At 44.4% G+C, this 23570-nt stretch carries 21 protein-coding genes; 8 read left to right on the plus strand and 13 right to left on the minus strand.

What is annotated here, in order from left to right; genetic code table 11:
• Positions 1-80 precede the first annotated feature (80 nt).
• The gene (locus IWT5_RS00195; protein ID WP_089107941.1) at positions 81-1043 is read right to left on the minus strand and encodes a beta-galactosidase small subunit; all 963 of its coding nucleotides are present in this window, start codon (positions 1041-1043) and stop codon (positions 81-83) included.
• Positions 1024-2916, minus strand: a complete 1893-nt coding sequence (locus tag IWT5_RS00200) for a glycoside hydrolase family 2 TIM barrel-domain containing protein (protein ID WP_089107942.1) — start codon at positions 2914-2916, stop codon at positions 1024-1026. Before IWT5_RS00200 ends, IWT5_RS00195 begins: the two co-directional genes overlap by 20 nt.
• Before the next feature lie 255 nt (positions 2917-3171).
• Between IWT5_RS00200 and IWT5_RS00205 the strand changes: the two genes are divergently transcribed.
• The gene (locus IWT5_RS00205) at positions 3172-3597 is read left to right on the plus strand and encodes a hypothetical protein (RefSeq protein ID WP_089107943.1); all 426 of its coding nucleotides are present in this window, start codon (positions 3172-3174) and stop codon (positions 3595-3597) included.
• An 84-nt stretch (positions 3598-3681) separates the two neighbouring features.
• Complete coding sequence (locus IWT5_RS00210; protein ID WP_089107944.1) at positions 3682-4605, plus strand: AEC family transporter; 924 nt, start codon at positions 3682-3684, stop codon at positions 4603-4605.
• 270 nt (positions 4606-4875) lie between these two features.
• Here IWT5_RS00210 and IWT5_RS00215 read toward each other — a convergent pair whose 3' ends face one another.
• From IWT5_RS00215 to IWT5_RS00225, 3 genes are all read right to left on the minus strand, one after another.
• Positions 4876-5166 (minus strand): hypothetical protein, encoded by a 291-nt coding sequence (locus tag IWT5_RS00215; protein WP_089107945.1) that lies wholly within the window; start codon positions 5164-5166, stop codon positions 4876-4878.
• An 87-nt stretch (positions 5167-5253) separates the two neighbouring features.
• Complete coding sequence (locus tag IWT5_RS00220; RefSeq protein ID WP_089107946.1) at positions 5254-5925, minus strand: DNA alkylation repair protein; 672 nt, start codon at positions 5923-5925, stop codon at positions 5254-5256.
• Between the two features lie 194 nt (positions 5926-6119).
• Positions 6120-6587: a Dps family protein gene (locus IWT5_RS00225; RefSeq protein WP_089107947.1), complete on the minus strand. Its 468-nt coding sequence runs from the start codon at positions 6585-6587 to the stop codon at positions 6120-6122.
• A gap of 180 nt (positions 6588-6767) precedes the next feature.
• On the opposite strand from IWT5_RS00225, the gene IWT5_RS00230 reads away from it, so the two are divergent.
• Both IWT5_RS00230 and IWT5_RS00235 read left to right on the plus strand, forming a co-directional pair.
• Positions 6768-7454, plus strand: a complete 687-nt coding sequence (locus tag IWT5_RS00230; protein WP_089107948.1) for a DUF554 domain-containing protein — start codon at positions 6768-6770, stop codon at positions 7452-7454.
• 176 nt (positions 7455-7630) lie between these two features.
• On the plus strand, positions 7631-8248 hold the full coding sequence (locus IWT5_RS00235; RefSeq protein ID WP_089107949.1) for a hydrolase: 618 nt from the start codon (positions 7631-7633) through the stop codon (positions 8246-8248).
• 96 nt (positions 8249-8344) lie between these two features.
• Here IWT5_RS00235 and icd read toward each other — a convergent pair whose 3' ends face one another.
• From icd to IWT5_RS00260, 6 genes are all read right to left on the minus strand, one after another.
• Positions 8345-9616, minus strand: a complete 1272-nt coding sequence (icd, locus tag IWT5_RS00240) for an NADP-dependent isocitrate dehydrogenase (protein ID WP_089107950.1) — start codon at positions 9614-9616, stop codon at positions 8345-8347.
• A gap of 154 nt (positions 9617-9770) precedes the next feature.
• Positions 9771-10808, minus strand: coding sequence for an RNA-guided endonuclease InsQ/TnpB family protein (locus tag IWT5_RS00245; protein WP_225360171.1), 1038 nt, complete (start codon positions 10806-10808; stop codon positions 9771-9773).
• Positions 10789-10980: a helix-turn-helix domain-containing protein gene (locus tag IWT5_RS12340; RefSeq protein WP_225360176.1), complete on the minus strand. Its 192-nt coding sequence runs from the start codon at positions 10978-10980 to the stop codon at positions 10789-10791. The genes IWT5_RS00245 and IWT5_RS12340 overlap by 20 nt, the downstream gene beginning before the upstream one ends.
• Before the next feature lie 221 nt (positions 10981-11201).
• Positions 11202-12290 (minus strand): citrate/2-methylcitrate synthase, encoded by a 1089-nt coding sequence (locus IWT5_RS00250; protein WP_089107951.1) that lies wholly within the window; start codon positions 12288-12290, stop codon positions 11202-11204.
• 23 nt (positions 12291-12313) lie between these two features.
• On the minus strand, positions 12314-14938 hold the full coding sequence (gene acnA / locus IWT5_RS00255; protein WP_089107952.1) for an aconitate hydratase AcnA: 2625 nt from the start codon (positions 14936-14938) through the stop codon (positions 12314-12316).
• A gap of 315 nt (positions 14939-15253) precedes the next feature.
• On the minus strand, positions 15254-15994 hold the full coding sequence (locus IWT5_RS00260) for a hypothetical protein (protein WP_089107953.1): 741 nt from the start codon (positions 15992-15994) through the stop codon (positions 15254-15256).
• Positions 15995-16485: 491 nt separating this feature from the next.
• Here IWT5_RS00260 and IWT5_RS00265 point away from each other — a divergent pair, with 491 nt between their 5' ends.
• From IWT5_RS00265 to IWT5_RS00275, 3 genes are all read left to right on the plus strand, one after another.
• The gene (locus IWT5_RS00265) at positions 16486-17502 is read left to right on the plus strand and encodes a ketopantoate reductase family protein (protein WP_089107954.1); all 1017 of its coding nucleotides are present in this window, start codon (positions 16486-16488) and stop codon (positions 17500-17502) included.
• A 135-nt stretch (positions 17503-17637) separates the two neighbouring features.
• Positions 17638-18543, plus strand: a complete 906-nt coding sequence (locus tag IWT5_RS00270) for a DUF561 domain-containing protein (protein ID WP_089107955.1) — start codon at positions 17638-17640, stop codon at positions 18541-18543.
• Between the two features lie 18 nt (positions 18544-18561).
• Positions 18562-18972 (plus strand): peptide deformylase, encoded by a 411-nt coding sequence (locus tag IWT5_RS00275; protein WP_089107956.1) that lies wholly within the window; start codon positions 18562-18564, stop codon positions 18970-18972.
• A gap of 208 nt (positions 18973-19180) precedes the next feature.
• Here IWT5_RS00275 and IWT5_RS00285 read toward each other — a convergent pair whose 3' ends face one another.
• Positions 19181-20575 (minus strand): FAD-binding oxidoreductase, encoded by a 1395-nt coding sequence (locus tag IWT5_RS00285; RefSeq protein ID WP_089107958.1) that lies wholly within the window; start codon positions 20573-20575, stop codon positions 19181-19183.
• Positions 20576-20786: 211 nt separating this feature from the next.
• Between IWT5_RS00285 and IWT5_RS00290 the strand changes: the two genes are divergently transcribed.
• Positions 20787-21857 carry an LCP family protein gene (locus tag IWT5_RS00290; protein WP_089107959.1) on the plus strand — a complete coding sequence of 357 codons (1071 nt, stop codon included), beginning with the start codon at positions 20787-20789 and terminating at the stop codon, positions 21855-21857.
• 237 nt (positions 21858-22094) lie between these two features.
• Here the strand turns inward: IWT5_RS00290 and IWT5_RS00295 are convergent, their stop codons facing one another.
• Positions 22095-23507: an amino acid permease gene (locus tag IWT5_RS00295; protein ID WP_089107960.1), complete on the minus strand. Its 1413-nt coding sequence runs from the start codon at positions 23505-23507 to the stop codon at positions 22095-22097.
• Positions 23508-23570: the final 63 nt, after the last annotated feature.

Genomic DNA, 23570 nt, shown 5'->3' on the forward strand with positions numbered 1-23570 from the left:
AAAATACCCCCTTCTTAACAGGTTCTATTATAAAAGTTAGAGTGTACTCGAGGTCAAACCTTTTTTTATTCAGAAATGATCTACACGCCTTGAATCGTAAATGAAAACGAATGATCGGTTTCCGCGGAAATATGGTATTGCTCCTCAACATCCGCGCCCCAGCTATCAATACCGCCGACACCGCGAACGGCGCCAAAAATCGTGAATACCGTCCGCCGTGGTGCTGGTAATTCTTCAATGTGAGTAGCGTTTTCCAATTCTTCAGCGGTGTATGGTAAACAGCTGAAGGCAAATGGCTGACCATCCTGTTTAAAAGTCAAATTGAAGTCATGATTGGCGTGATCAGTATTATCTAGCGTGCGGTTACGAACCACTGTGACCTGCTTCGTTTGCATATGCATGCCGCACTCTTGCGGAACCAAATACTTTGTCACTGGCAGACCGTCGACCGTATAGCTGCCGTCAACGCCACCAGCCATCCGGTCAGGGTACGTTTCGCCTGACAGTCCGTCATAGTTAAATCGAACAGCGGGCGTTGGCATCATGAATCGTAGCCCAAATGCCGGTAACTGCGGCAAGCCAGCCTTGCCGTGATAATCAACACTGACGTTAATTTCACCACTGCCGTTCACCGTATAAGCAACCGTGACCGTTGTTGCTGGTACCGTTAAGGTCTCATACGTAAAGGTGATCGTCACGTGGTCAGCAAATTCATGATCGCTGTACTGATTGTTTGCGGGTGAGATCGGCAATTCAATGGGCTGATCATTAACAGCCACCGCGACTGCCGTGCACTTCAAGAACAGATCTGTGCCTAACCACATGGCCGACTTAACGGAGAACCCATTACCACGGTCATTATCAGTCGTGGCTCGCCAGAAAGTGGGTTTCGGTGTCCGGTACAGCCACTCTTTACCATGCTGCACCAATGACTCCATCCCGCCACGTTCGTAACTGAAAATGTAGCCGAAGCCCTCGCCACGCAATCCTAGCGTTGCGTCACCATAGATGATTTGAACTTGCTTAGTTGATGTGTTTGCCATAATAATACTTCACCTCCTGAAGAGCTGGTTTTGGTGTCCGGTCAGCAAACATCAGGCCGTCGCCAGAAAATTCATAGTCCGAATGACGATCGTCAAAGTCGCCACCATACCGTAACACTGTCTGTCCTGTCACTTCGTCTTTAGTTTCAATGGCTTGGTCGATGAAGTCCCAAATGAAACCGCCTTGATACATGGGGTACTTATCGATCAAATCATTATAAGATGACATACCACCCAGTGAATTCCCCATGTCATGCATGAATTCACAATCAACAAACGGTTTCTTGGGATCATTGGTCAAGTATTTCTCAATTTCCTTTGGCGGATCGTACATCATACTTTCCATGTCTGAAATCTGGTCTTCATAAGCGCGGTTGCGGCAGACCCCTTCATAGTGAACTAGCCGAGTATCATCGTGTTCCTTATAAAAAGCATTCATAGCCGCAATATCATCACCGGCATAGGACTCGTTACCCAGTGACCAGAACAAAATTGCGGTGTGGTTCTTGAAGACTTCGTAGTTACTACGTGCCCGGTCAACGACGGCTTCCCGCCATTCCGGTAATGAACCTGGTACGTTATACGAAGGCTCGACTGCCCCCATCTTCTGCCAAGTCCCATGAGACTCCAAATTATTTTCAGCCATCATGTAAATGCCGGCTTGGTCACACAGGTAATACCACTCGATCCGATCTGGATAGTGGCAGGTTCGGACAGCGTTAATATGATTTTCTTTAAACGTCTTGATATCTTGTTTCATATCGTCAAGAGAAATCACCCGGCCTGATTTTGCGTCCCATTCGTGACGGTTAACACCGTTCAAAATGATTCGCTTGCCATTTAGCAACATGATTTTATTTTTCATTTCAACTCGTCTGAAGCCGAACTTATAAGGCACAATTTCAATCACTTTTCCTTGTTCATCTTGCACAGTTACTTTCAGTTGATACAAGTAAGGATCCGTGTGTTGCCACAGGTGCACGTTAGGGAACATTTGGTGATTGATTTCAATATCATCGTTAACGGCTTGAGTCGTATTAAATAAACTTTCCCCATCTGCATCCGTGATACCGATTTTGACATTGCCCTTAGCGTTGGCCTGCCGGTTGAGCTTTAGTTTGAGGCTAAAATCACCCGTAGTCATGTTATCCGCTAAGTTGCCGATGATCCGCATGTCCTGGACGTGGCTCTTTGGTTCACCGACTAACCGGACACTGCGGAAAATACCGGAAAAGCGGAACATATCCTGGTCTTCAATGAAGGCCGCCGTACTGCGTTTAAAGACTTCCACCGCAATCAGGTTCTCCCCATCTTTCAGGTAGGGCGTCAAATCAAACTCCGACTGGGAAAAACTGTCCTCCGCGTAACCGACGAACTGACCGTTCAACCAAAGATACATGGCTTGTTCGACACCATCAAATTGAATCACAACGCGTTTATTCTGCAGTTCCGAATTTAGCGTAAAGGTTCTTAAATAAGCCCCAACGTAGTTATCCTCACCATCACTGAACATTCCTTCGCCCTTTTGATCCTTGCCTAAAGCGTAGGCTGGACGACGGTAAATTTTACCTTCCCACGGATAAGTCGTATTGATATACTTCAATCGACCATAACCCGCGATTTCAATGTGCTCCGGTACCGTAATGGTATCAAAACCACTGCGGTCATAATCAGGCGCATAAAAACCAATCGGCCGTTCACTTGGCTGCTTAGCAAACTTGAACTGCCACGTGCCGTCAAGCGACTGTGTAAACCGACTCTGACCAGTGGCTAAATCAGCTTCGCTCTGATAGAAGCGGTGGTCACTATGAGCTGGTAACTGGTTGACCCGGAACGTTTGCGGGTCGTCCAACCAGCTTAATTCTGGTTTCATCATGAATCCCTCCTAATGCTAAAACACTTTCTGAAGCGCTTACAGAACTATCATAAATGATTTTGATTTTAGATAACAGCCTCTTTAACTAAAATTTTACTGATAATTTTATGATTCAAACGTCATTAATCTCGTTTAGCCAAATATATTCGGTGCTAATGAGCCTTCTCAGCTTAAATAATGACTACTCGTACAGAATCATAGCCGGTTAAGGTATAATTAGACTAACGATTCTATGTAAAGGAGCGCTTCACTATGCCAACTTATTTTTGGCCCCTCATCCTAACAATCTGCGCTAATGTGCTTTACCAGCTTTCAGCTCGCAGTGTTTCTCACACGATCGATCCGTTTTTCTCATTGATTATTACCTATAGTGCCGCCCTATTGGGGTCATTAGTGATGTTTTTGATCAGTGGCAGCCATCAGTCACTCAACTATAATTTCCACCAGCTCAACTGGGCTTCCGTCACCATGGGCCTGTCCATTATCTTCGTGGAGTTTGGCTACATGCTGACGTATAAGTCTGGCGCGCCAATCGGCTCCACCCCAATGACTGTGAACATTGGCTTGACTCTTTTGCTAATTCCAATCGGTCTGATTTTTCTCCAGGAAAGTTTAACACTGAGGAACCTCGTCGGAGTGGTTTTAGCCGTCGTTGCCTTTTACCTGATCACTTCTTGATGGCCTCATTTGTAAGGTCACCTTACGTATTTAAGCGATTCGTTCTATAATGATCATTATTTGTAAGTGAAAGAAGGCACTCTCGTGACTATCGTAAGGGTTATTTTTGGTCAAACCGCCATCATGTTTCTGATCATGCTGGTGGGCTTCCTCTGTTTTCGAGTCGGCCTCGTGGACGAATCAGGCAGTCAGCAAATTTCTAATATCGTCATCTACATATCGAATCCCGCATTACTGTTAAATTCATTTATCGGCAAACTGAAAGCCTCGCAGTTGATTGACGGCCTCTACGCCCTCATTATTTTGACGGTGATGATGCTGATCACCATTGCCATGGCGAAACTGATTTTCCGAAAACCAGAGCAGATGCTGATTCGTTTTGCGCTGATATTCGCTAACCTTGGCTTTATTGGGTTGCCATTGTCTAAAGCCGTCCTTGGGGATGGCAGTATCTTCTACATGAGTATCTTTGTTGGCGTCTCCAACTTCTCACTATGGACGTATGGGATCTATATGATTTCTGGGGATAAGCGAACCATCCAGCTAAAGCGGCTGGCAGTCAATCCGGCTATTTTAGCGCTGGTATTCGGACTCTTATTCGCGTTAACCGGGATCCAGTTACCAAGAATTCTTGGCACCGCCGTTTCCGACTTAGCTAACATGAATTTACCTCTGGTCATGATCGCTATGGGCTGCTACTTAGCCGAAGGCGATATTCGCGGCGCGCTCAAGAGCAAGGCACTCTATCAAGCTGTCGGCGCTCGACTCATCATTGCACCGCTCATCGTTCTCGTTATTCTGCAGTTTGTTCCTAATCAGTTCATGATGGTCAAAGAAGTGGTGCTTCTGGGACAGGCAACACCAGTAGCCGCTTTAATGGCCATCTTCAGTAACACTTTCCATAAAAACTCAATTTTTAGCACGACCGTGGTGGGTTTAACCACCCTTTTCTCATTGATCACGATTCCGCTCTTCATGGGACTGGCACAATGGCTGTGGCACTTGTAAGAGGCTGTGAAACAACTCGGTAGATTCCAGAATATAACCGCAAATAACGTCATTCCGATGGGCTTTATCGGGATGGCGTTGTTTGCGGTTATATGGTCGGAATCTGAGTTGTGGAACAGGTTAGGGCTATATACAAGTCATGAATAAAAGTAACTTTTAGGCCATGTGTGTGTCGAAAAATTAAATTAGATCCTTGTCGACATAGACTGACGTCACAGCCAATAATAAAAGCGTCCATTTGACATAATGTCAAATGAACGCTTATTTGATTTATTCAGCGATAAAAACGTACTGTCCCAAATCTTCTAGCCAGTAAGTGTGAACTTGCTCTGGATGATAACAAACGATATCCTGCAAAAATTCGTTGCCAATCAAGGTAAAGTAGAGTTCCTCAAGATCATTAAAAGTCTCCAGAAAATCGATATTTTTGTGGTGACGCAGGCTCTCGCTCGCTGTTCTCCAAGTGTCTGGAAGAGTATTTAAACCGTATTGATGAGCCAAATCCTGCCAATGAGCCATTGGTACGACCGGCGCTTTTGTTGCTATTGCACTTTCAGGCAATTTAAGTCAGTCCTTTCCAATGATTTAGAATAGCACTGATTTACCAGCATGGCGGTTATATTTTCATTAGAATTTTGTGAAAACACTTCAAGCTTTCCGATTAGCGACTCGATTCAGGTATTTACTGCCCTCGCTAGCTGCTAACCGGCTCAACTCATGCGCCACAATAAAAGTCGTCACCCATTGTGGATTCACTTTACTGTAGTTCCGCAAGGCCCAGCCAATCGCTTTTTGAATAAAAAATTCCCGTGTTGCCAGATCCGGTAAAATGGCCGCCGTCAACATTTGTGTATCGGTCCGCTCCTTTTCCATGAGCTGCAGCGTGATGGCGACCCGGCGCAGCCAGAAGTTCTTTTTACCGTTAAAGAGCGCAAAGACTTGGCGTTTTTCATCGGGATGGACTTGGATGTAATCACCAAAGCCTTTCCGTAAAGCATCTACTGAATCCCACCAAGCTTTTTGAGTCACTAGCTGTGCCAGTTCTTGAAGATCAGCGAATGACAGCCGCTTCACGTTAGCCACCATGACATCAATGGCAACGTATTGATACTCCCGCTCAGGGCGCTGATAAAGCGTGTTGACCCCGCCCAGCAGTTCAGAAGTCGTTACCCCTTTACTTTGTTTGATCAGTTCTCTTGCCTGCAATTTTCGTTCTGGTGTTTTTAAACCGGCAAAGATAAATTGGTCTCGCATGTAGTGGGCCATTGGTTCACGCAAAGCAGGATTACCCGTTAACTGAAATTGGTCAAATACTGTCACGCCGACACCCCCTAGCTCATTTTTGATTATAGCCTAACACTTTAACGTGACAATTCAATCTCGCCTCATCATGCTCAAGCACAGATTTTGGCTATTAAACGTCAATCAGGCTTATGCCGGCAAGTTTTGCCGAAATAAGCCTGATTGCTGTTCAATTATGGCCTTTTACAGCGTTTCATCGCACGCTTTCAGCTTTAATCTAACGGTCCCTTACCCAGATATGCTGACACCATCCAAATTAATTTTTCAATTTCAGTATGGTTAGCAATCAGCATGTCCTGAGTGGAATAATCCTTTTCGTCATCAGTGATATCGATCCCGTTTTGATATTGATCACGTAAGTATTTTAGCTGATCATCTAAACGGTTCATGAGCTGTGTTAACGATAGTTGATCAAAGGTAATTTTATTATCAGGCAACCCGGTATTCTCAATGAACTCATGAGTCGTCGCAATTGGACTGCCGCCGATAGCAATTAGCCGTTCAGCCACCGCGTCCAACTGCTCGTCCAAAATATCGTTGTAGTCGTCCATCAGCGGGTGAAGTTTATAAAATTCCGAACCGCGCATATACCAATGAGTCTGCTGAATATTGGTATGCAGCTGGCTTAAGTCGGCAATCAGCTGGTTCAACTGGTCCTGGGTCTTCGGATACTGTGTCATATAGTTCCCTCCAATTCAGATCGAGCGACATCTACAAGCTTAATTATAGCAAAATCCCAAAATCGGTTGAAGAAAAACACCCCGTTATTTTCGGTTTAAAGCCCCTTGCAAGCCGTTTCTAAAACCTTTAAGATAAGCAGATATACATAGTTATTATTTTATTAATAAGGAGAACTGAATATGATGCTATTTGGTGCGTTAGCAAATGGCCTAGCAGTTATCATCGGCGGCAGTATTGGACTCGCTTTTAAACAAGGCATTTCCGAGCGGGTCAAAACGCTGGTCATGCAAAGTTTAGGCATTTGTGTTGTGTACGTTGGTATTAGTGGTTCACTGAAGGGCAACAACACCATTTTTGTGGTGATCTCAATGGTGCTGGGTGCCATCGCTGGCGAATTGCTCGACTTCGATCACCAATTCAACCGTTTTGGTGACTGGTTAGAAATGAAGTTGGGGATGAAAGGCGATAATCATTTTTCTGAAGGCTTTGTCACCGCGACCCTTTTCATCTGTGTCGGTGCCATGGCAATCGTTGGTTCCCTGCAAAGCGGGATGGCTAACAATAATTCCGTGCTGTACACGAAATCAATGATCGACGGTATTTTTGTTCTGATACTGGCAACAACACTTGGCCTGGGTGTCGCCTTCTCATCCATTTCAGTTGTGATTTATGAATCAACCTTAACGTTACTGGCAAAATGGGTGGCACCATTGCTGACTCACACCGTCATTAACGAAATGACCTGCGTGGGATCTTTGCTAATCTTAATTATCGGTCTAAACATGCTGAAGCTAACTCAGATCAAAGTTGCCAATTTATTGCTGGCACCCTTCATCCCGATTCTGCTATATGCCATTTTCAAATAACCGTTCCATTTCAAACAATGCCCATTCCGGTCAATTCACCGGGGTGGGCATTTAGTCTTTCAAATCGCCAGCTTTTTGACATTTAAACAATAATGTCTTAAATAAGTTGAGATACTTTGAAACTGCGGCGTCTCTGATTATAATGTGCGTAATTTAAAGGAGAGGATTGATTTCACATGACAAGTTATGCACCCAGAGATCCTAAAACTGACCGTCTACTGGCACCAGAAAATAGTGTATTTGCTATTATTGACTATCAATCGACCCAAATTCAGTCCATCGAATCTATGAACCGTTATCAACTGGTAAAAAATATTGTTGCGACTGCCAAGTTGCTTAAAGACTTCCACGTACCGATTATTCTCTCAACAGTCAACGTGGCCACCGGCCGTAATCAAGATACCATTGCCGCTCTAAAAGACGTCTTAGGTGATATTCCTTCTTTCGACCGGACAACGATCAATGCCTGGGAAGATAAGGAATTTAACGAAGCGATCACGGGTACTAATCGCCACAACATTATCATGGCCGCTCTGTGGACAGAAGCCTGCCTGACCTTCCCGGCACTAGATGCACTGGCCGAAGGATATGATGTTTATCCAGTTGTGGATGCCGTTGGTGGGACTAGCCTCGAAGCACACGAAGCTGCGTTGCGGCGAATCGAACAGGCCGGTGCCCGCCCAACCTCCTATGCCCAGTTAGCTTGCGAGCTGCAGCGCGATTGGAACCGAACGGATACCGTCCCAGAGTTCTTGGAAAATATGAGTGCAACTGGCAAATTTTTAAGGTTATAATCGTTAATTTTTTAAGCTTATCCAACGAAATTCCTTCTAAACATCAACAGGGCTTATCTCGGCATTCACCGAAATAAGCCCTGTTTTTATAGCTAATTAGTGACCACTTTTGATTAGCTGCGCAACATAGTCGCCAAACTCGCTGGTACTTAACACCGTCGCATCAGGTGTCTTAGCAAAATCCATCGTAACATGGTGTGATTTGATTCCTTGCTTGATACCATGACGAATCAAATCAGCTACCTTGTTCCATCCCAGATAATCAAACATCATTGCCCCTGACAAAATAATTGATGTTGGGTTTAATTTGTTTTGACCGGCAAACTGCGGTGCTGTGCCATGGGTTGCTTCAAAAATCGCGTGACCCGTCTGGTAGTTAATGTTGCCGCCAGGAGCGATCCCAATACCGCCCACCTGTGCCGCCAGTGCATCCGACAGATAGTCACCGTTCAAATTCATGGTCGCAACAACTTCAAAATGCTCTGGGTGTAATAACGACTGCTGGAAAAAGTTATCGGTGATGACATCATTGACGACCAGTTTTTGCGCATCACGGGCAGCTTGAAAAGCTTTGTCAGCTGCTTTTGTGCCCTGATCAGCCTTAATTCGGTCATATTGATGCCACGTGAACACTTTGTCACCGTATTGTTCAGCGGCTTCATAGCCCCATTTCTTAAAACTGCCTTCCGTTTTCTTCATAATGTTACCTTTATGAACCAAAGTTAACGTGTGGCGCTGATTGGCGAACGCGTAATCGATTGCTGCTTTTACCAGCCGAGTCGAACCCGCCTTGGAAATTGGCTTTATCGCAAAAGCTGACGAATCAGGGAAACGCACTTTGCTCAACTTGCCCTGTTTAGCCAGTAATTTTTTCCATTCTTCGGCGTCTTCGGTGCCAACGTCACTTTCGATACCAGCGTAAATGTCCTCGGTATTTTCCCGAAAAACATCAATGTTGACCTTCTCTGGATGAACGACTGGGGATGGCGATCCCGGATAATACGTCACCGGGCGGAAGCAGGCGTATAAATCCAGCTTCTGTCGCAACGTCACGTTAATTGACCGGTGACCAACTCCGATTGGCGTCGTTAGTGGTCCTTTAATACCAACCAGATACTCGCGCAAAGTTGACAGTGTTTCATCGGGCAACCACTGACCGGTTTCTTTATAGGCTTTCTCACCAGCCAATAGTGGTAACCAATGAACCTGCTTTTCACCAGCATAGGCTTTTTGAACTGCTGCATCAAAAACCGTTTGCGCAGCTTGCCAGATTTCTGGTCCAATCCCATCACCCTCAATAAAGGGAATTGTTGGCTGATTGGGTACTTGAAGCTGCCCATTATTCAGCGTTATTTTTTGTTCTGTCAATTCATTGTTCCTGCTACTGATAACTTATAAAAAGTTATAGATTATTCTTGCTTCTCCCTATCCTGCCTCGCACGAAGCTCGCTAATACAGTTGATATGATAGTCCACAAGCGTTAATTCCCGGCTAGCCACCGGTACATTCTTTGAAGTCTGCGTTAGTAGGCGAATTCAAAGTTTTCAGTATCCCTGATATTCAGGGCCGCATTAATATCTCGATCTTCGGTATAACAACATTTAGGACATTGATAGGTCCGCTCACTGAGCTTTAAATCAACTTTTTTATAGCCACATTGATGGCATAACTTAGAAGTTGGTTCAAAACGGCCAGTTAAGTGTACCGGAATGCCTAACTGCTGACATTTAGCAATCAGTTTAATTCTGAAATTATAGAAGCCTTGGTGACTAATGGCTTTAGCTAAATGCCGGTTTTTCATCATACCCTTAACATTCAAGTCTTCTAAGGCTAACCACCGTGGCTTGGTTCTCACCACAGCAGCAATCAGCTTACTCTGATAATCAGCTTGAATGTGAGCTAGACGTTGATATAAGCGTTGCACCTTCCGCTGAGTTTTGGCTAGATTCAAATCAGTAGCAGATTTCCCTTCTTTCTGTCTTCTAGCTTTCAGTGCGTGATACTGACGGGACATTTTTCTTTGCAGTCTGCGTAGGCGTTTCCTGATACGCTTTACGCGACTACATTTATTCTGATTAGGATACAAAGTACCATCATTTAAGATGACAAACTCTTTTAGGCCAAGGTCAATGCCAATGGGCTTACCAGTCAGTTCTAACTTTGGTAGTTCAGCCTGTTCTACTAAACAGGTCAGGTAATACCGGCCAGCTTTAAATTTGATTCGGCCTTGTTTGATAACGAAGTGTTCTGAGTCTGTAGGAATGTAGCCAAACTCTTTCAAACGTACCCAGCCAAGCTTGGGTAACTTAATCCGGTGGCGCTGACAAGTAATAATTTGCGTTTTGCTGTTCTTAACAAAGTAGTAACTGCCCTGACCGCGCTTAAACGAGCGCCAGCGTGGGCAACCGCTCAGCTTCTTAAAAAATCGTTTCATAGCCATATCAGCATCAATAAAAGCCTGTTTAACCGATTTAGCAAATAAATTCTTAATCCAAAGGTCATCAGAATTGCTTTCAAGGTACTCATGGTTAAACCACTTACTAAAGGAATACGCATTCAAATAATAATAACCTTAGTTCATAACGCTGCCGGTTGATATCCAAAAACAGGTTATAGGCCCAACGACTGCCACCAATATGACAATCAATCTGCCAGGCTTGTTTTTCAGTCGGCTCAATTTCGACTTTATAGGTGAGTAACATCAACTGTTCCGCCTTACTGAATTTAATCACCAAGGTGAGGTGTCCCCATATTATACGGGATGGCTTTATCCTCAAAAGCCTTTTAATGAAATTCATATAAATCACTACTTATAAGCTATAAGATGATACGGAAAATTTAACGTCAAACTTTAAATTTGTTAAATCTATTATCAGACTTATAAGAATACGGAATAGTATAGAGAAGACCACTTTACAAGGATTTATATCCTTTATAGCAAAACAGTTACTGTTCATCCCTCCTTATTCGGATAATGACGGTTGGTCTCACCTACGTACTCAGAAGATGGCCTAATCAAGCAGCCCTCTGTCTGCTGTTCAATCACATGAGCCAGCCAGCCGGCTGTCCGACAGGCCGCAAACATCATGGTGAACGTCTTTTTATCAAGATTAAAGCAGTGATAAATCAGGGCTGTGTAGTAGTCAACGTTAGGATGAAGATGGGTTTTCTTAAACATGTACTCGCGGATTTGTTCCTGCAAAGCGAAATACTCATCATTACCCGTTTCCTGTGAGATTTTTTGGGCAATTACCCGCAAAATGACGGCACGGGGATCGCCATCCTTATAGATTCGGTGACCAAAGCCCATGATTTTTCGGCCGCGTGCCATTTGCTCATTAACATAGCCAACCGGATCCTGGCCGGTTTCGCGAATGGCCTCAAGCATTTCAAAAACCCTTTCATTGGCGCCACCATGCAGCGGCCCTTTTAAGGCACAAACCGCTGCGGTAAGACATGAATAGTCATCAGATTTGGTAGAAGCAACCACCCGGGCGGTGAAAGTTGATGCATTAAATTCGTGATCAGCATGCAGCACCATGACCGTATTAAACATTTTAACGCGTTCAGCTGTCGGCTGCTCACCAGAAAATAAGTAGACAAAGTTTTTAACAACACCCCAGTTTTGATTGGCCTGTTCAATTGGCTTGCCATCCCGAATTCGGATAATTGCGGCAATCGCCGTCAGCATCTTGGCTAAAATTCGTGGCGGATCATCGCGCTTAACATCATTAGTCGTCCCCAGAAGCGAAACCGTCGTTCTCAAAATACTCATTGGGTGTTGCGGCTCCTTGGCGATCCTAGCAATCAATTGAACGGTATGATCAGGCAAAACCATTTCAGAGACCAACCGTTTTCGAAAAGCAGTCAGTTCGTCGGAGCTGGGCAGCCGCGTATGCCAAAGTAGGAAAACCACTTCTTCAAATGAGGCGTCTTTCAACTCTTTAATGGGGTAGCCTGCGTAAGTTAAAACTGCATTTTTGGTTGAACTGACTTTAGTCTGATCGACAACGACGCCAGCTAACCCTTTTGGTAATTTCATTTAATCACCTCTGATTTCCAAACTCAATCGCTACTTTCAGCTGATACTTTATTGGTGACGATCATCGGCATGATGCCGCCATTCTTGTAATAGGTCCAATCTGTTGGGGTATCGAAACGAACGGTGGTATCAAATTGAGTTTGTTGCCCATTCTTCTCAGCGGTTACGTGAGCAACCTGTCCGTCGAGCTCAATTGTGAAAACTTCGGTGCCATCTAAGCCAAGCGATTCTGCGGTCTGACCCGGTTGATACTGCAACGGGACAACCCCCATCATGGCTAAATTAGCGCGGTGAATCCGTTCAAAGCTTTCCGCAATGATGGCTTTAACGCCCAGAAGTTTAACGCCCTTAGCTGCCCAGTCGCGAGAGGAACCCATCCCGTAATCCTTACCAGCCAGTACGACAAGTCCTGTATGGTCAGCATGATATTTTTGAGCTGCCTCAAAAATGGTGGTTTCTTCGTTAGTCGGTAAGTAGCGGGTAAAACCACCCGTTTTATCAGGGGTCAGCTGGTTTCGTAGCCGGATGTTCGCCAGTGTCCCACGCATCATCACTTCATGATTACCACGCCTTGAACCGTATGAATTAAAGTCTTTTGTAGCAATGCCCTTGGAGGTTAGATACCGGCCAGCAGGTGTTTGCGACCCAATAAATCCAGCTGGAGAAATATGGTCCGTGGTGATCGAATCACCTAGTTTAGCCAGCACCCGCAAACCAGTAAGCTTTTGACTGCCCGCCTGATCATCGAAAAATGGTGGCGAAGCAATATAAGTTGAGTTGCTATCCCATTGATACGTTGGTGATTCAGGTGCCGGTAATTTGTCCCAGGTCATATTTTGACTCAAAATGGATTGATAGTTCTTTTGAAACTCTTTCGGTTTTAAATACTGCTGTTCAAGTTGCGTAACTTCAGCATCTTTGGGCCACAAGTCTTTCAAATAAACTGGGGAACCATCCTTAGAAGTTCCCACTGGCTGCTTTGTGAGATCAATATCACACGTCCCTGCTAACGCATAAATGACGACCAGCGGTGGCGACGCTAAATACGTATCTTTAATGAGTGGATTGACCCGGCCTTCAAAGTTCCGGTTGCCGCTTTCCACTGCCGCAATCGGGTATGGGTCTTTAGTCAGCCGTGTTTGCAGATCTTCTTTTAGCTGACCTGAATTACCAATGCAAGTGGTACAGCCGTATCCGACCAAGTTGAAGCCTAACTGATCTAAATAAGGCTGCAGGCCGGCAGCAGCCAAATACTGCGTCACCACCCGAGAACCAGGAGCCAACGACGTTTTGACGTAACCGGGTACTTTTAGCCCTAATTCAACCGCCTTTTTGGCAATTAATCCGGCCGCTAACAGCACTTTAGGATTAGAGGTATTGGTACAGCTCGTAATTGCCGCAATGCCAATCGAGCCAGCACGAATATTGAATTGCTGACCGTCAACTGCTACCGGATAATCAGGCAGTTCTCGCCGATCGTCAAACTGTTTGGGCATATCTTTCAGGTAAACCGTGTCCTGTGGTCGGTTAGGCCCCGCTAGACTGCTTTGCACACTGCTCAAATCCAGCGATTCATTTTCACTATAATCAGGCACCACCTGAGCGTTATAAAATAAGTGATTCGTTCTTGAATAATTTTCCACTAAATCAATTTGTGACGCTGACCGATTGGTTAATTTTAAATAATCAATGGTTTGCTGATCGATTGGGAAGAAACCGCACGTTGCACCATACTCTGGTGCCATGTTGGCAATTGTTGCCCGATAGGCAAGCGGCAAACTTTGAGCACCTTCACCGTAAAATTCCACAAATTTACCAACCACGTTGTGTTCGCGTAAGAGATGGGTCAGTGTCAATGCTAGATCAGTAGCTGTAATGCCTTCACCTAATCTGCCAGTAAGCTTCACACCAACTACTTTTGGCATCGGCATATAAGTAGCCTCGCCTAACATGCTGGATTCAGCTTCAATGCCGCCAACCCCCCAGCCGAGAACACCTAGTCCGTTAATCATCGTCGTGTGAGAATCGGTCCCCACCAATGTATCTGGAAAAGCCAGGTAACTGCCATCCGTTAATTTTTTAGCGTGAATGACGTCTGCTAGGTACTCCAAGTTGACCTGGTGAATGATCCCGGTGTCAGGCGGAATAACGGTTAAATTTTCAAAGCTGTTTTGTGCCCACTTTAGGAAAGTGTACCGTTCACGGTTGCGTTTGAATTCCTGTTGGATATTAAAAGCGAATGCCGCCGCATTGCCAGCACGGTCAACTTGAACCGAATGATCGATCACCAGATGGACCGGTACTTCTGGATTAATTGCGTTCACATTGCCGCCTTGTTTGGCAACTTCATCACGCATTGCAGCCAAATCGACTAGCGCTGGAACACCCGTGAGATCTTGCAGAATCACTCTTTCCGGCTGGTGGGGAATGTCAACATCATGATGCTGATCCCAATTTTTAAATGCCGCGAGAACCTTCTCTCGCTCAGGTTTCTGATCCGCATGTCGTAACGCTTCTTCCAGCAAAATTCGAATAGTGTAAGGAAGCGATTCAACACTTCCCCCATGATCTTTCAAATATGCGTCAATATTGTAAAACCAGTATGAACCAGCATCTAAACTAAGCTGTTGCCGGTATGATTTATTCATCAACGAGCCACCGTCCTTCACACATGCAAACAAATTGTTAATTAGCCATTAGTAAAATCCGAATATTTTCCATATCTCCAATTAGATTGTTAGCAGCTTATTTTATTTTAATGATATTCTCATTTATATTTAATCTAACGTCACACTGGTTTTGTGTCAAGGGTTATTGCATAATTATCTGGTTCACTGGCTAAAAATAAATAGTTACGGTTTTAACTCTGCTTTGGAACGCAAAAAGCACCCAGATGATGATCATCTGGGTGCTAATACAAGTTAGTATTCAATTAGACAAAACAATTTATTATCATCCGCAGTTTACGAATGAAGTTTATCATCAAATTTAACCTGAGACGTAACGTTTTCACTGTCAATCAATTCAAGCTTGATTCCCTTTTTAATGAGTTTAGCGCGGCCAGCAGTAACAAAGCGGTCACGAACTTCTGCCTTCGTAAAATCAATAACTTGAACAAATAATTGATTCAACAATTGCAGTGCAGCTTCACTATTGCTCAACCCCGTTGCCAACTTTTCGTCTTTGACGGCGTTATATTTTAACGTTTCAAACTTCAGTTTATTTTTCACGATTTTCATTCTGGAAAAATCATAGATACCATTCTGACGGAGCACGAAATGATAGAGTTCTCGTTTTGTCCGCTGGAAGGCTTCAAACTGCGTCCCCTTATAAATGAAAACGTACTCGCTTTTGCCGGCTTTTGTCTTCAAGACGTTACCTTCATGTAACGTAAAGTTGCGAAGATTTTCGTATGAACCGGTGGATAAATTGATTTGATCATCAAAAAAATCAGCGGAGAAACCGGAACCCACATCAAAATCAATGGAAACACTCGTCGCCCGTTTTTTATCGTGAGCAACAAATATTTCACTGTCGTCATAAGGCATCCGAAAAGTACCGTCCAAGTCAATATCTTGAACATCACTTAACCGCTTAGCAAAGGTCGCTTTAGATGGTTCAGTTCGATCAATAATTTTTGCAAACTTATAACCCTTTTGATGCTTAATAATTGGGATTGTTAACGTTTCAACATTACTTGCCATATGCTTCATCCTTCTTAATAAAATCATGGTTGTTATTTGCCATTAGTCAAATTAATCTTTCTCAATTAAGCGTAGCACATAGCAGCCGCAATTAACACCGGCAATCGGTCATAGCCACGGTCAATATAATTAAGCTAAAATTAGAATTTGATTTGACAATTCACATTTACGTGATATTATAGGGTCAACTTGATAAGCAAATGCGTTAACGAGGACAACGTTGGTACACCTTCAGCGAGTTCGGTTTGGTGTAAGCGAACAATCGTACCGGCAAATCACCTCCAGGCATTTTTGATGAACGGTGACTAGTAATCAAAAGCGGAGTCAATCTCCGATATCAACTTGGATCTGTGCTTGCAGATCGTAAGTTCTACTTGGTGACGAGTAGAAAACATAAAGGTGGTATCGCATACGTGCCCTTTAAGTCAGAGATGGCTTAAAGGGCTTTTTTGCTTTCAAATTAAAAATACATATCTAAAGGGGTAATACATATGAAATTCACAGTTGTTGGTTCAGGTGCAATGGGTTTACGTTATGGTGTTTTGCTACAGGATGCTGGTAATGAAGTTGATTTTGTTGATGGCTGGAAGCCCCACGTTGAAAAAATGCGTGAACAAGGCGGCGTTTATGTCTCTCGGGATCACGAAGACAAACATCTCGTACCCGTAAACGTCTACTATCCAGAAGAATATGATGGCAACCCTGATTGCTACATCTTCTTCCTCAAGCAGATGCAGTTAACTGATATGTTGAAGCGTTGCGAACACTTCTTCAAGCCTAATCAATACGCCTTCACTTGCATGAACGGCATGGGCCACGTTGAAAAGCTGCTGAAGTACTTCAAGCCTGAAAAACTGGTTGCTGGTACTGCCCTCGTTGCCACCGTTTTAAACGGTCCTGGCGACGTGGACTTTATCGGTAAACGTGGTGCTGGGTCAATGAACTTAGCTAACTACACCGAAAAACCAGATGATTTCACACACAAGCTGGTTGAACAACTTGATAAAGCCCAGTTCCATCCCAACCTCACCACTAATTTCCGTGGGACTTTGATGGCCAAAGTGGTCTTTAACTCTGTTGTTAACACCCTTTGCACCATGTTTGAAATGACGATGGGTGAATATGCTGCCTACGATGGCGCCGATGAAATGAGCCAACAACTCATTGATGAAGCCTATGATGTGTGTGAACGCGATGGTGTCCAGATGCTCAATACGCGTAAGGAAGAACTGGACAGCATCAACTACGTTTCTAAAGTGGCTAACCCACTTCACTACCCATCAATGTATCAAGACATGCATAACTACCGGCCAACTGAAGTTGATTACATCAACGGCTACCTCGTTAAAATGGGTCAAAAGCACAACTACAACGCCAAGACCCATGCCTTCCTCACTCACGAAGTTCATTTGGCAGAACTTGGTAAGCAACGTGAACTTAAGCAGATGCGTGAAGAAGAAGCTGCTCCTGAAACAGTTGTTGAAAACCAGCGGGTTGCTGGGAGATAGTTAATCATCAAAAAAGATGAATCCTAACGAGCGGATTCATCTTTTTTTGTGCCTTCAGTATAAATCAGCCTGTTTTCCGTGGTATTCTTTTAGGTGAATTAGCACGGTTATTTCCGGAATAAAGGAGGAACTTAAATGCATTTAACGAGATTACTGCACATTCAAAATCCCATCATTCAAGGCTCAATGGCTAGGATCTCCACGCCAGCCTTGGTTATTGCCGTAAGTGAAGCTGGCGGGTTAGGCGTTCTCACTACCACTGGTGCCACTGCCGAATCACTTCAACAGGACTTGAAAACGATTCGGGCTGCAACTAAAAAGTCCTTTGGTGTTAATTTGATGCTGCAGCAACCCAACATCGCTGAACTCCTGCCCGTACTGCAAGCTGATCCAGTTCCCGTTGTCTTTACGAGTGCTGGCAACCCCGCCCCGTTTATGAAAGAGCTGCTGGGCCTTGGCACTAAAGTGATTCCCGTCATTCCAAACGTTAAAATTGCTAAAAAGATGATGGCCCTTGGTGCATCCGCAATTGTTGCGGAAGGTTTAGAATCCGGTGGTCATATCGGGACTGAAACCACGATGGCGTTGGTACCGCAAGTTGTTGCAGCGGTCACTATTCCAGTCATTGCTGCTGGTGGTATTGGGACTGCTGCTGGGGTAAAGGCTGCCTTTGCTTTAGGTGCCAGTGGTGTGCAGGTTGGGACTGCCTTTTTAGCTGCCGAGCAAACACCCGTCCATAATAATTACAAACAAATGGTGATTCAAGCCGATGATAATGGTACAGTAGTTACCGGAACTGGTGGCGATCGGGTGCGCGGTTTAAAAAACGCGCTCACTGAAAAACTACTGGCCACTACTGATCCCGCAACGTTTGAGCAATTATCAAGGGGCTCACTGCAACGTGCCATTGAGGGTGATGTGGATCGTGGCAGTTTCATGGCTGGCCAGATTGCCGGTGCAATTCACGAAATTCGCCCCGCAAAGGCCATTGTCACTGAGCTGGCTAAAGGCGTTCCAACCATTATCGAAGACTTATTTTAAGAAGGAGTTTCCTATTTTATGATCAAAGAAATTAACCATAACCAAGCGTTCCTCTCCCGGAAGGCAACTCGGGCCACTGAAGCGGACGCTGCTGCCGTAACCGATCTCGTTGATACTTTAAAGGCAAACACCAATCGAGCCGTGGGCTTAGCTGCAAACATGATTGGCGTTAATAAACGGATCATCGTGATTCAGCTTGGGGTCCTTTCCATCCCCATGATCAATCCGGAAATTACCAAGAAAAGTAGCCCTTACGAAGCTACTGAAGGCTGTTTATCACTGGAAGGCCAGCGGACAACCACCCGTTATAAAACCATCGAAGTCACCTACCAGGATCAAAGTTTTAAGTCGCATACGCAGACTTTTAAAGATTTTACTGCTCAAATTATTCAGCATGAGGTTGATCATACGAACGGAATTTTGATTTAGATCAGAGCGCAGAGTAACTCGGGTTGATTCCAGAATATAAGAAGAAAAGCACTGAGAAATTTTTCTCGGTGCTTTTATTTTTATATTGACTAAACGCGTTCAGAAAGTCTGCTCCCTGCCACCTAAGGGGCCTCAGCACAAAATCCAAGACCAGGATTTCATGCTGAGGCCCCTTAGGTTCTGGGAGCAACCCGACTTTCTTCACGCTCTAATTAATTTTCCTCTTCGGATTCAACAACCCCATCGGATCAAACAGCGCCTTGATCTGATGCTGGATTTGGTCCACATCTTCACCCAATTCTTCGTTGTTCCATTGATTCTTCAACGTACCAACGGCGTGTTCACCGGAAATCGTACCGCCCAGTTCCAGCGTCTTATGGAACATCAGCTGCAATGCTTCCACGACTGCTTGTGGCGTCTCCGTTTCTTCCTTTGGCCAAACGATTGTTGGGTGCACATTACCGTCACCAGCATGGCCCGCGACGTAAATCTTCAAGTGTTTTTGTTCACCAATATCATGAATATAATCCATCATTGGTGCAAGCTTCGACAGTGGCATTGCCATGTCTTCCATGATATGATTTTGACCAGCAAAGACGGCTGGTAACATATCGCGACGCAGTTTTTCCAGGTCAGCTTGTTTCTTAGGATCCGTTGTCACAGTGGCGTTCACTGCCCCGTACTTAGCCATCAGTTCTTTCAGCTTATCAACCACTTCTGGCACACTGTTGTCGACTTTAAAGATCAGCATCGCCCCACTGTTATCGCTATAATGCGTTCCTTCGTATTGATCAAGAGCTTCAATGGTGGCATTATCTAAGGCCTCAAGCATTGTCGGATAAACACCTGAAATGCGAATTTCAGCAACCGCCTGAGCTAACTTGGTCATGTTCTCAAAAAAGGCTATGCCCATTGTCGGTTGACCGATTGGAATTGGCATTAACTTGACGATAATTTCCGTGATGATACCTAAAGTCCCTTCGGAGCCAACAAATAATTGTGTCAGGTTATAACCGAAGGCCTGCTTTAATGTCCGGCCACCAACCTTGATCTCACGGCCATCTGCCAAAACGACTTTGAGTCCCAGCACATTATCCTTAGTCGCACCATACTTCACCGTACTCATCCCACCAGCATTGGTAGCCACGTTACCACCGATACCTGAAATTGGCTTTGAGCCTGGATCTGGTGCGTAAAACATGCCCTGTTCACGAGCAGCCTTATCCAAGTCACCGTTAATGACTCCCGGTTCTACGACCGCCAATGAATCAGCCTTACTAATTTCCTTGATGTGGTTCATTTGCTTAGTTGAAAGAACGAAGCTACCTGCTAAACCATCCGCACCGACCACTGTACTGGTATACTGGTCTTGCGGAATCACTGATATGTGAAATTTCCGGGCAGCGCGCATCACGCCCTGAATATCTTGAGTTGATTTTGCTTCGATATAAGCTAATGCAAGGCCGCTATCGTCACTGGTCATCTTTGAACTAAACGATTGTTTTTTCAGCGTATCTACATCGGTAAAAACATCGCCGTCAGATACCTGTGCTTTTAAAAATTCAATGATTTGGTCATGACTAAATGCACTAAAAACTGTCACTACTATCAAGTCCTTTCTAAGCTAAATGCTTTGGGTAATAGTATAGTGCAATCATTTAATGGATAAAATGATTTACACTTATATCGAACGATCTCAACTTTAAGTTTTATTTACATTCATCAATTTAACTTTCAATACCTCCCGTTATCGGCTATCCTTAATACTTATATGAATTTTGTCATTCGAACATCATAAAACTAAGGAGTCACGTATGCCAACACAAAAACCAAAACACGCCATTTCAAAGAGGCACTCAAAAACTCGCGCTTTCATTCTTTGGACACTAGCTATTATCGTCATTCTCCTGGGTTCAGCTGGGGCATACGCTGCCTATCAAACTAAAACTAGCCTTGATAAAACCTATTCTGCGGCTCATGGGGCTCACACTGCCAAGGTTGCCAATTCGAAACCAGTCAGTATTTTGCTCATGGGGACTGACACGGGTGCGCTAGGCCGGACGGATAAGGGTCGAACCGATACCATGATGGTGGTCACCATCAATCCCAAAACCAAGAAAGCGACCATGGTCAGCATCCCCCGTGACACTCTGGTTAAAGTTTCCGGTACGAATAATACCGAAAAAATTAACGCTGCTTATACGGTCGGTGGTGCTTCAACTTCAATGAAGACCGTTGAAAACCTGTTGAACGTCCCGCTTAATTACTACGTGTTGCTCAATATGGGTGGCCTCGAAAAAGTCGTCAATGCAATCGGTGGAATTGATGTCAAAGTGCCGTTTTCTTGGTCTGATTCACACACGCACATGTCATTTGAAAAGGGTAAAGCTCATTTAAATGGTAAACAGGCCTTAGCATTTGCCAGAATGCGTTATGAAGATCCTAACGGTGACTATGGTCGCCAGCAGCGTCAACAGCAAGTCATTCAGCAAATCGTGAAAAAGGTATCGAAATCCGCTGATATCTCAATGTATCAAAAATTACTTAACTTACTCTCGAACAACATGAAAACTAACATGGCGTTTAACGATATGATCAGTCTTGCTGAACACGACAAGGATTCGGTTAAAAACGTTAAAAAGTCTAGCTTGAAGGGCCTTGGCGCTTACATTAACGACGAAGCCTTCCAAGTACCAAACACCCAAACGCTTCAGACCACATCCGACCTCCTGAGAAAATCGCTGGGCTTATCCACCCAAACGCTGGCTAACTTTAACACCAAGGAAAACCAGCAAAACACGAAGAACGGTTTTGACTGGAAATCAGGTAACAACCCCGTTTACACGGTATATGATAGTGGCGATTCTCAAGCAGTTAGCAACTAATAAAAAAGAGTGTGCGACAAAACTCGGTAGATTCCAGAATTTAACGCAAAATATGCCTATCCCGGCGAACTTTGTCGGGGTAGGCATATTTTTGCGTTAAATGGCCGGAATCTGAGTTTTGATGCATGATTAGGCTATATTGAAGTATCGAACCAAAGGATAATCCTAACGAATTTTAATTAAAAAATTAATTGAAATATTTGTCGATATAAACTTATGGCACAACTACAATTTTCACTAACCCCTTTTATTTAATAAACTGTGGCGAACACCATACGTCGCGTAAACGACAACACCGATGGCAAACCAGATACCAGATACGATCCAAGTCTCTAATGGCAACTGAAGCAACATCCAGATACATAAGCCAGCAGAGATGATGGGTAGAAAAGGATATAGCGGTACTTTAAAGCCAGTATTTTCAAGATCTTGTCGTTTCCGTAATGGTAAGACCCCCAGTGACATCATGGTAAAGGCAATCAAAGTCCCAATGTTAACCAACTGAGTTAAGCGATCCAATGATACGAGGCCACCCATAATTGCGATGACAACGGTAACAGCCAGTAAACTATGGCTAGGGACTTGATGTTTCATTTCAATTTTCCCTAACCCCTTTGGCAACAAGCCATCCCGACCAATCGAATAAATGAGTCGTGAGGAGCTATAGATCATGGATAACATCATGGTAAACATTCCAGCCAACGCACCAATTGAGATAATGCCGGCAACCCAGTTTTGGTTAACTAATTGTAAAGCAAAGGAAACTGGGGCAGCCACGTTTAGTTTCGTGTATGAAACCATACCAGTCAAAACTGCAGCAACGGCCATATACAACACGGTACAGATTATCAGCGTCCCAATAATGCCAATTGGCATATTTCGTTTGGGATTCTTGACTTCTGCTGCGGATGCTGAAACACAGTCAAAACCAAGATAAGCGTAGAATACCAGTGAAGCACCACGCATAATCCCGTGAGAACCATAAGGTGAAAATGGTGTCCAATTACTTGGCTTCACGTAGAAAAGGCCAACTACAACGAACAAGATAATAATGGCAATTTTTGTCACCACAATCACATTATTGATTCGGGTAGACGTCTTCACGCCCTGAGTCAGCAGTAAACTAATAGCCAAGACGATCAATACGGCGAAAATGTTAATGTAAGTGCCATGGGCCGGGTCAAAGCTTCCCGTGATTGCCTTGGGAATCGTAATGCCGAGTCCCTTTAAAAATGAAACAAGATAGGCTGACCAACCAGTGGAGACGGCTGCCACTGATAACATATATTCTAGAATCAGTGCCCAGCCAATCACCCAGCCAATAAACTCGCCGAAAACAATATTACCGTACGAATAGGCACTCCCCGCAACGGGTAAGGCTGATGAAAATTCTGCGTAACACATTGCTGCAGTAGCACACACAAGTGCCGCCAAAACGAACGAAATCACGATGCCGGGACCGCTGTATAACGCAGCTACCGTTCCTGGAAGGATGAAGATCCCCGTTCCAATAACGGTACCAACCCCTAATAACAGTAAATCTTTTGCATCCATCGATTTCTCTAATAGACTGTCCTTATCCAAATATCGATCAAGGCTTTCCTTTTTTGTTAGTCGACCGACTAACCTTGTGACCGCTGTGTTCTCCATAACTATTCCTCCTTATTTCTCATCAACAGGTGAGCACTACTGGTCAGACAAACAAAAAACACC

The organism is Secundilactobacillus mixtipabuli, from assembly GCF_002217925.1.
GTDB lineage: Bacteria > Bacillota > Bacilli > Lactobacillales > Lactobacillaceae > Secundilactobacillus > Secundilactobacillus mixtipabuli.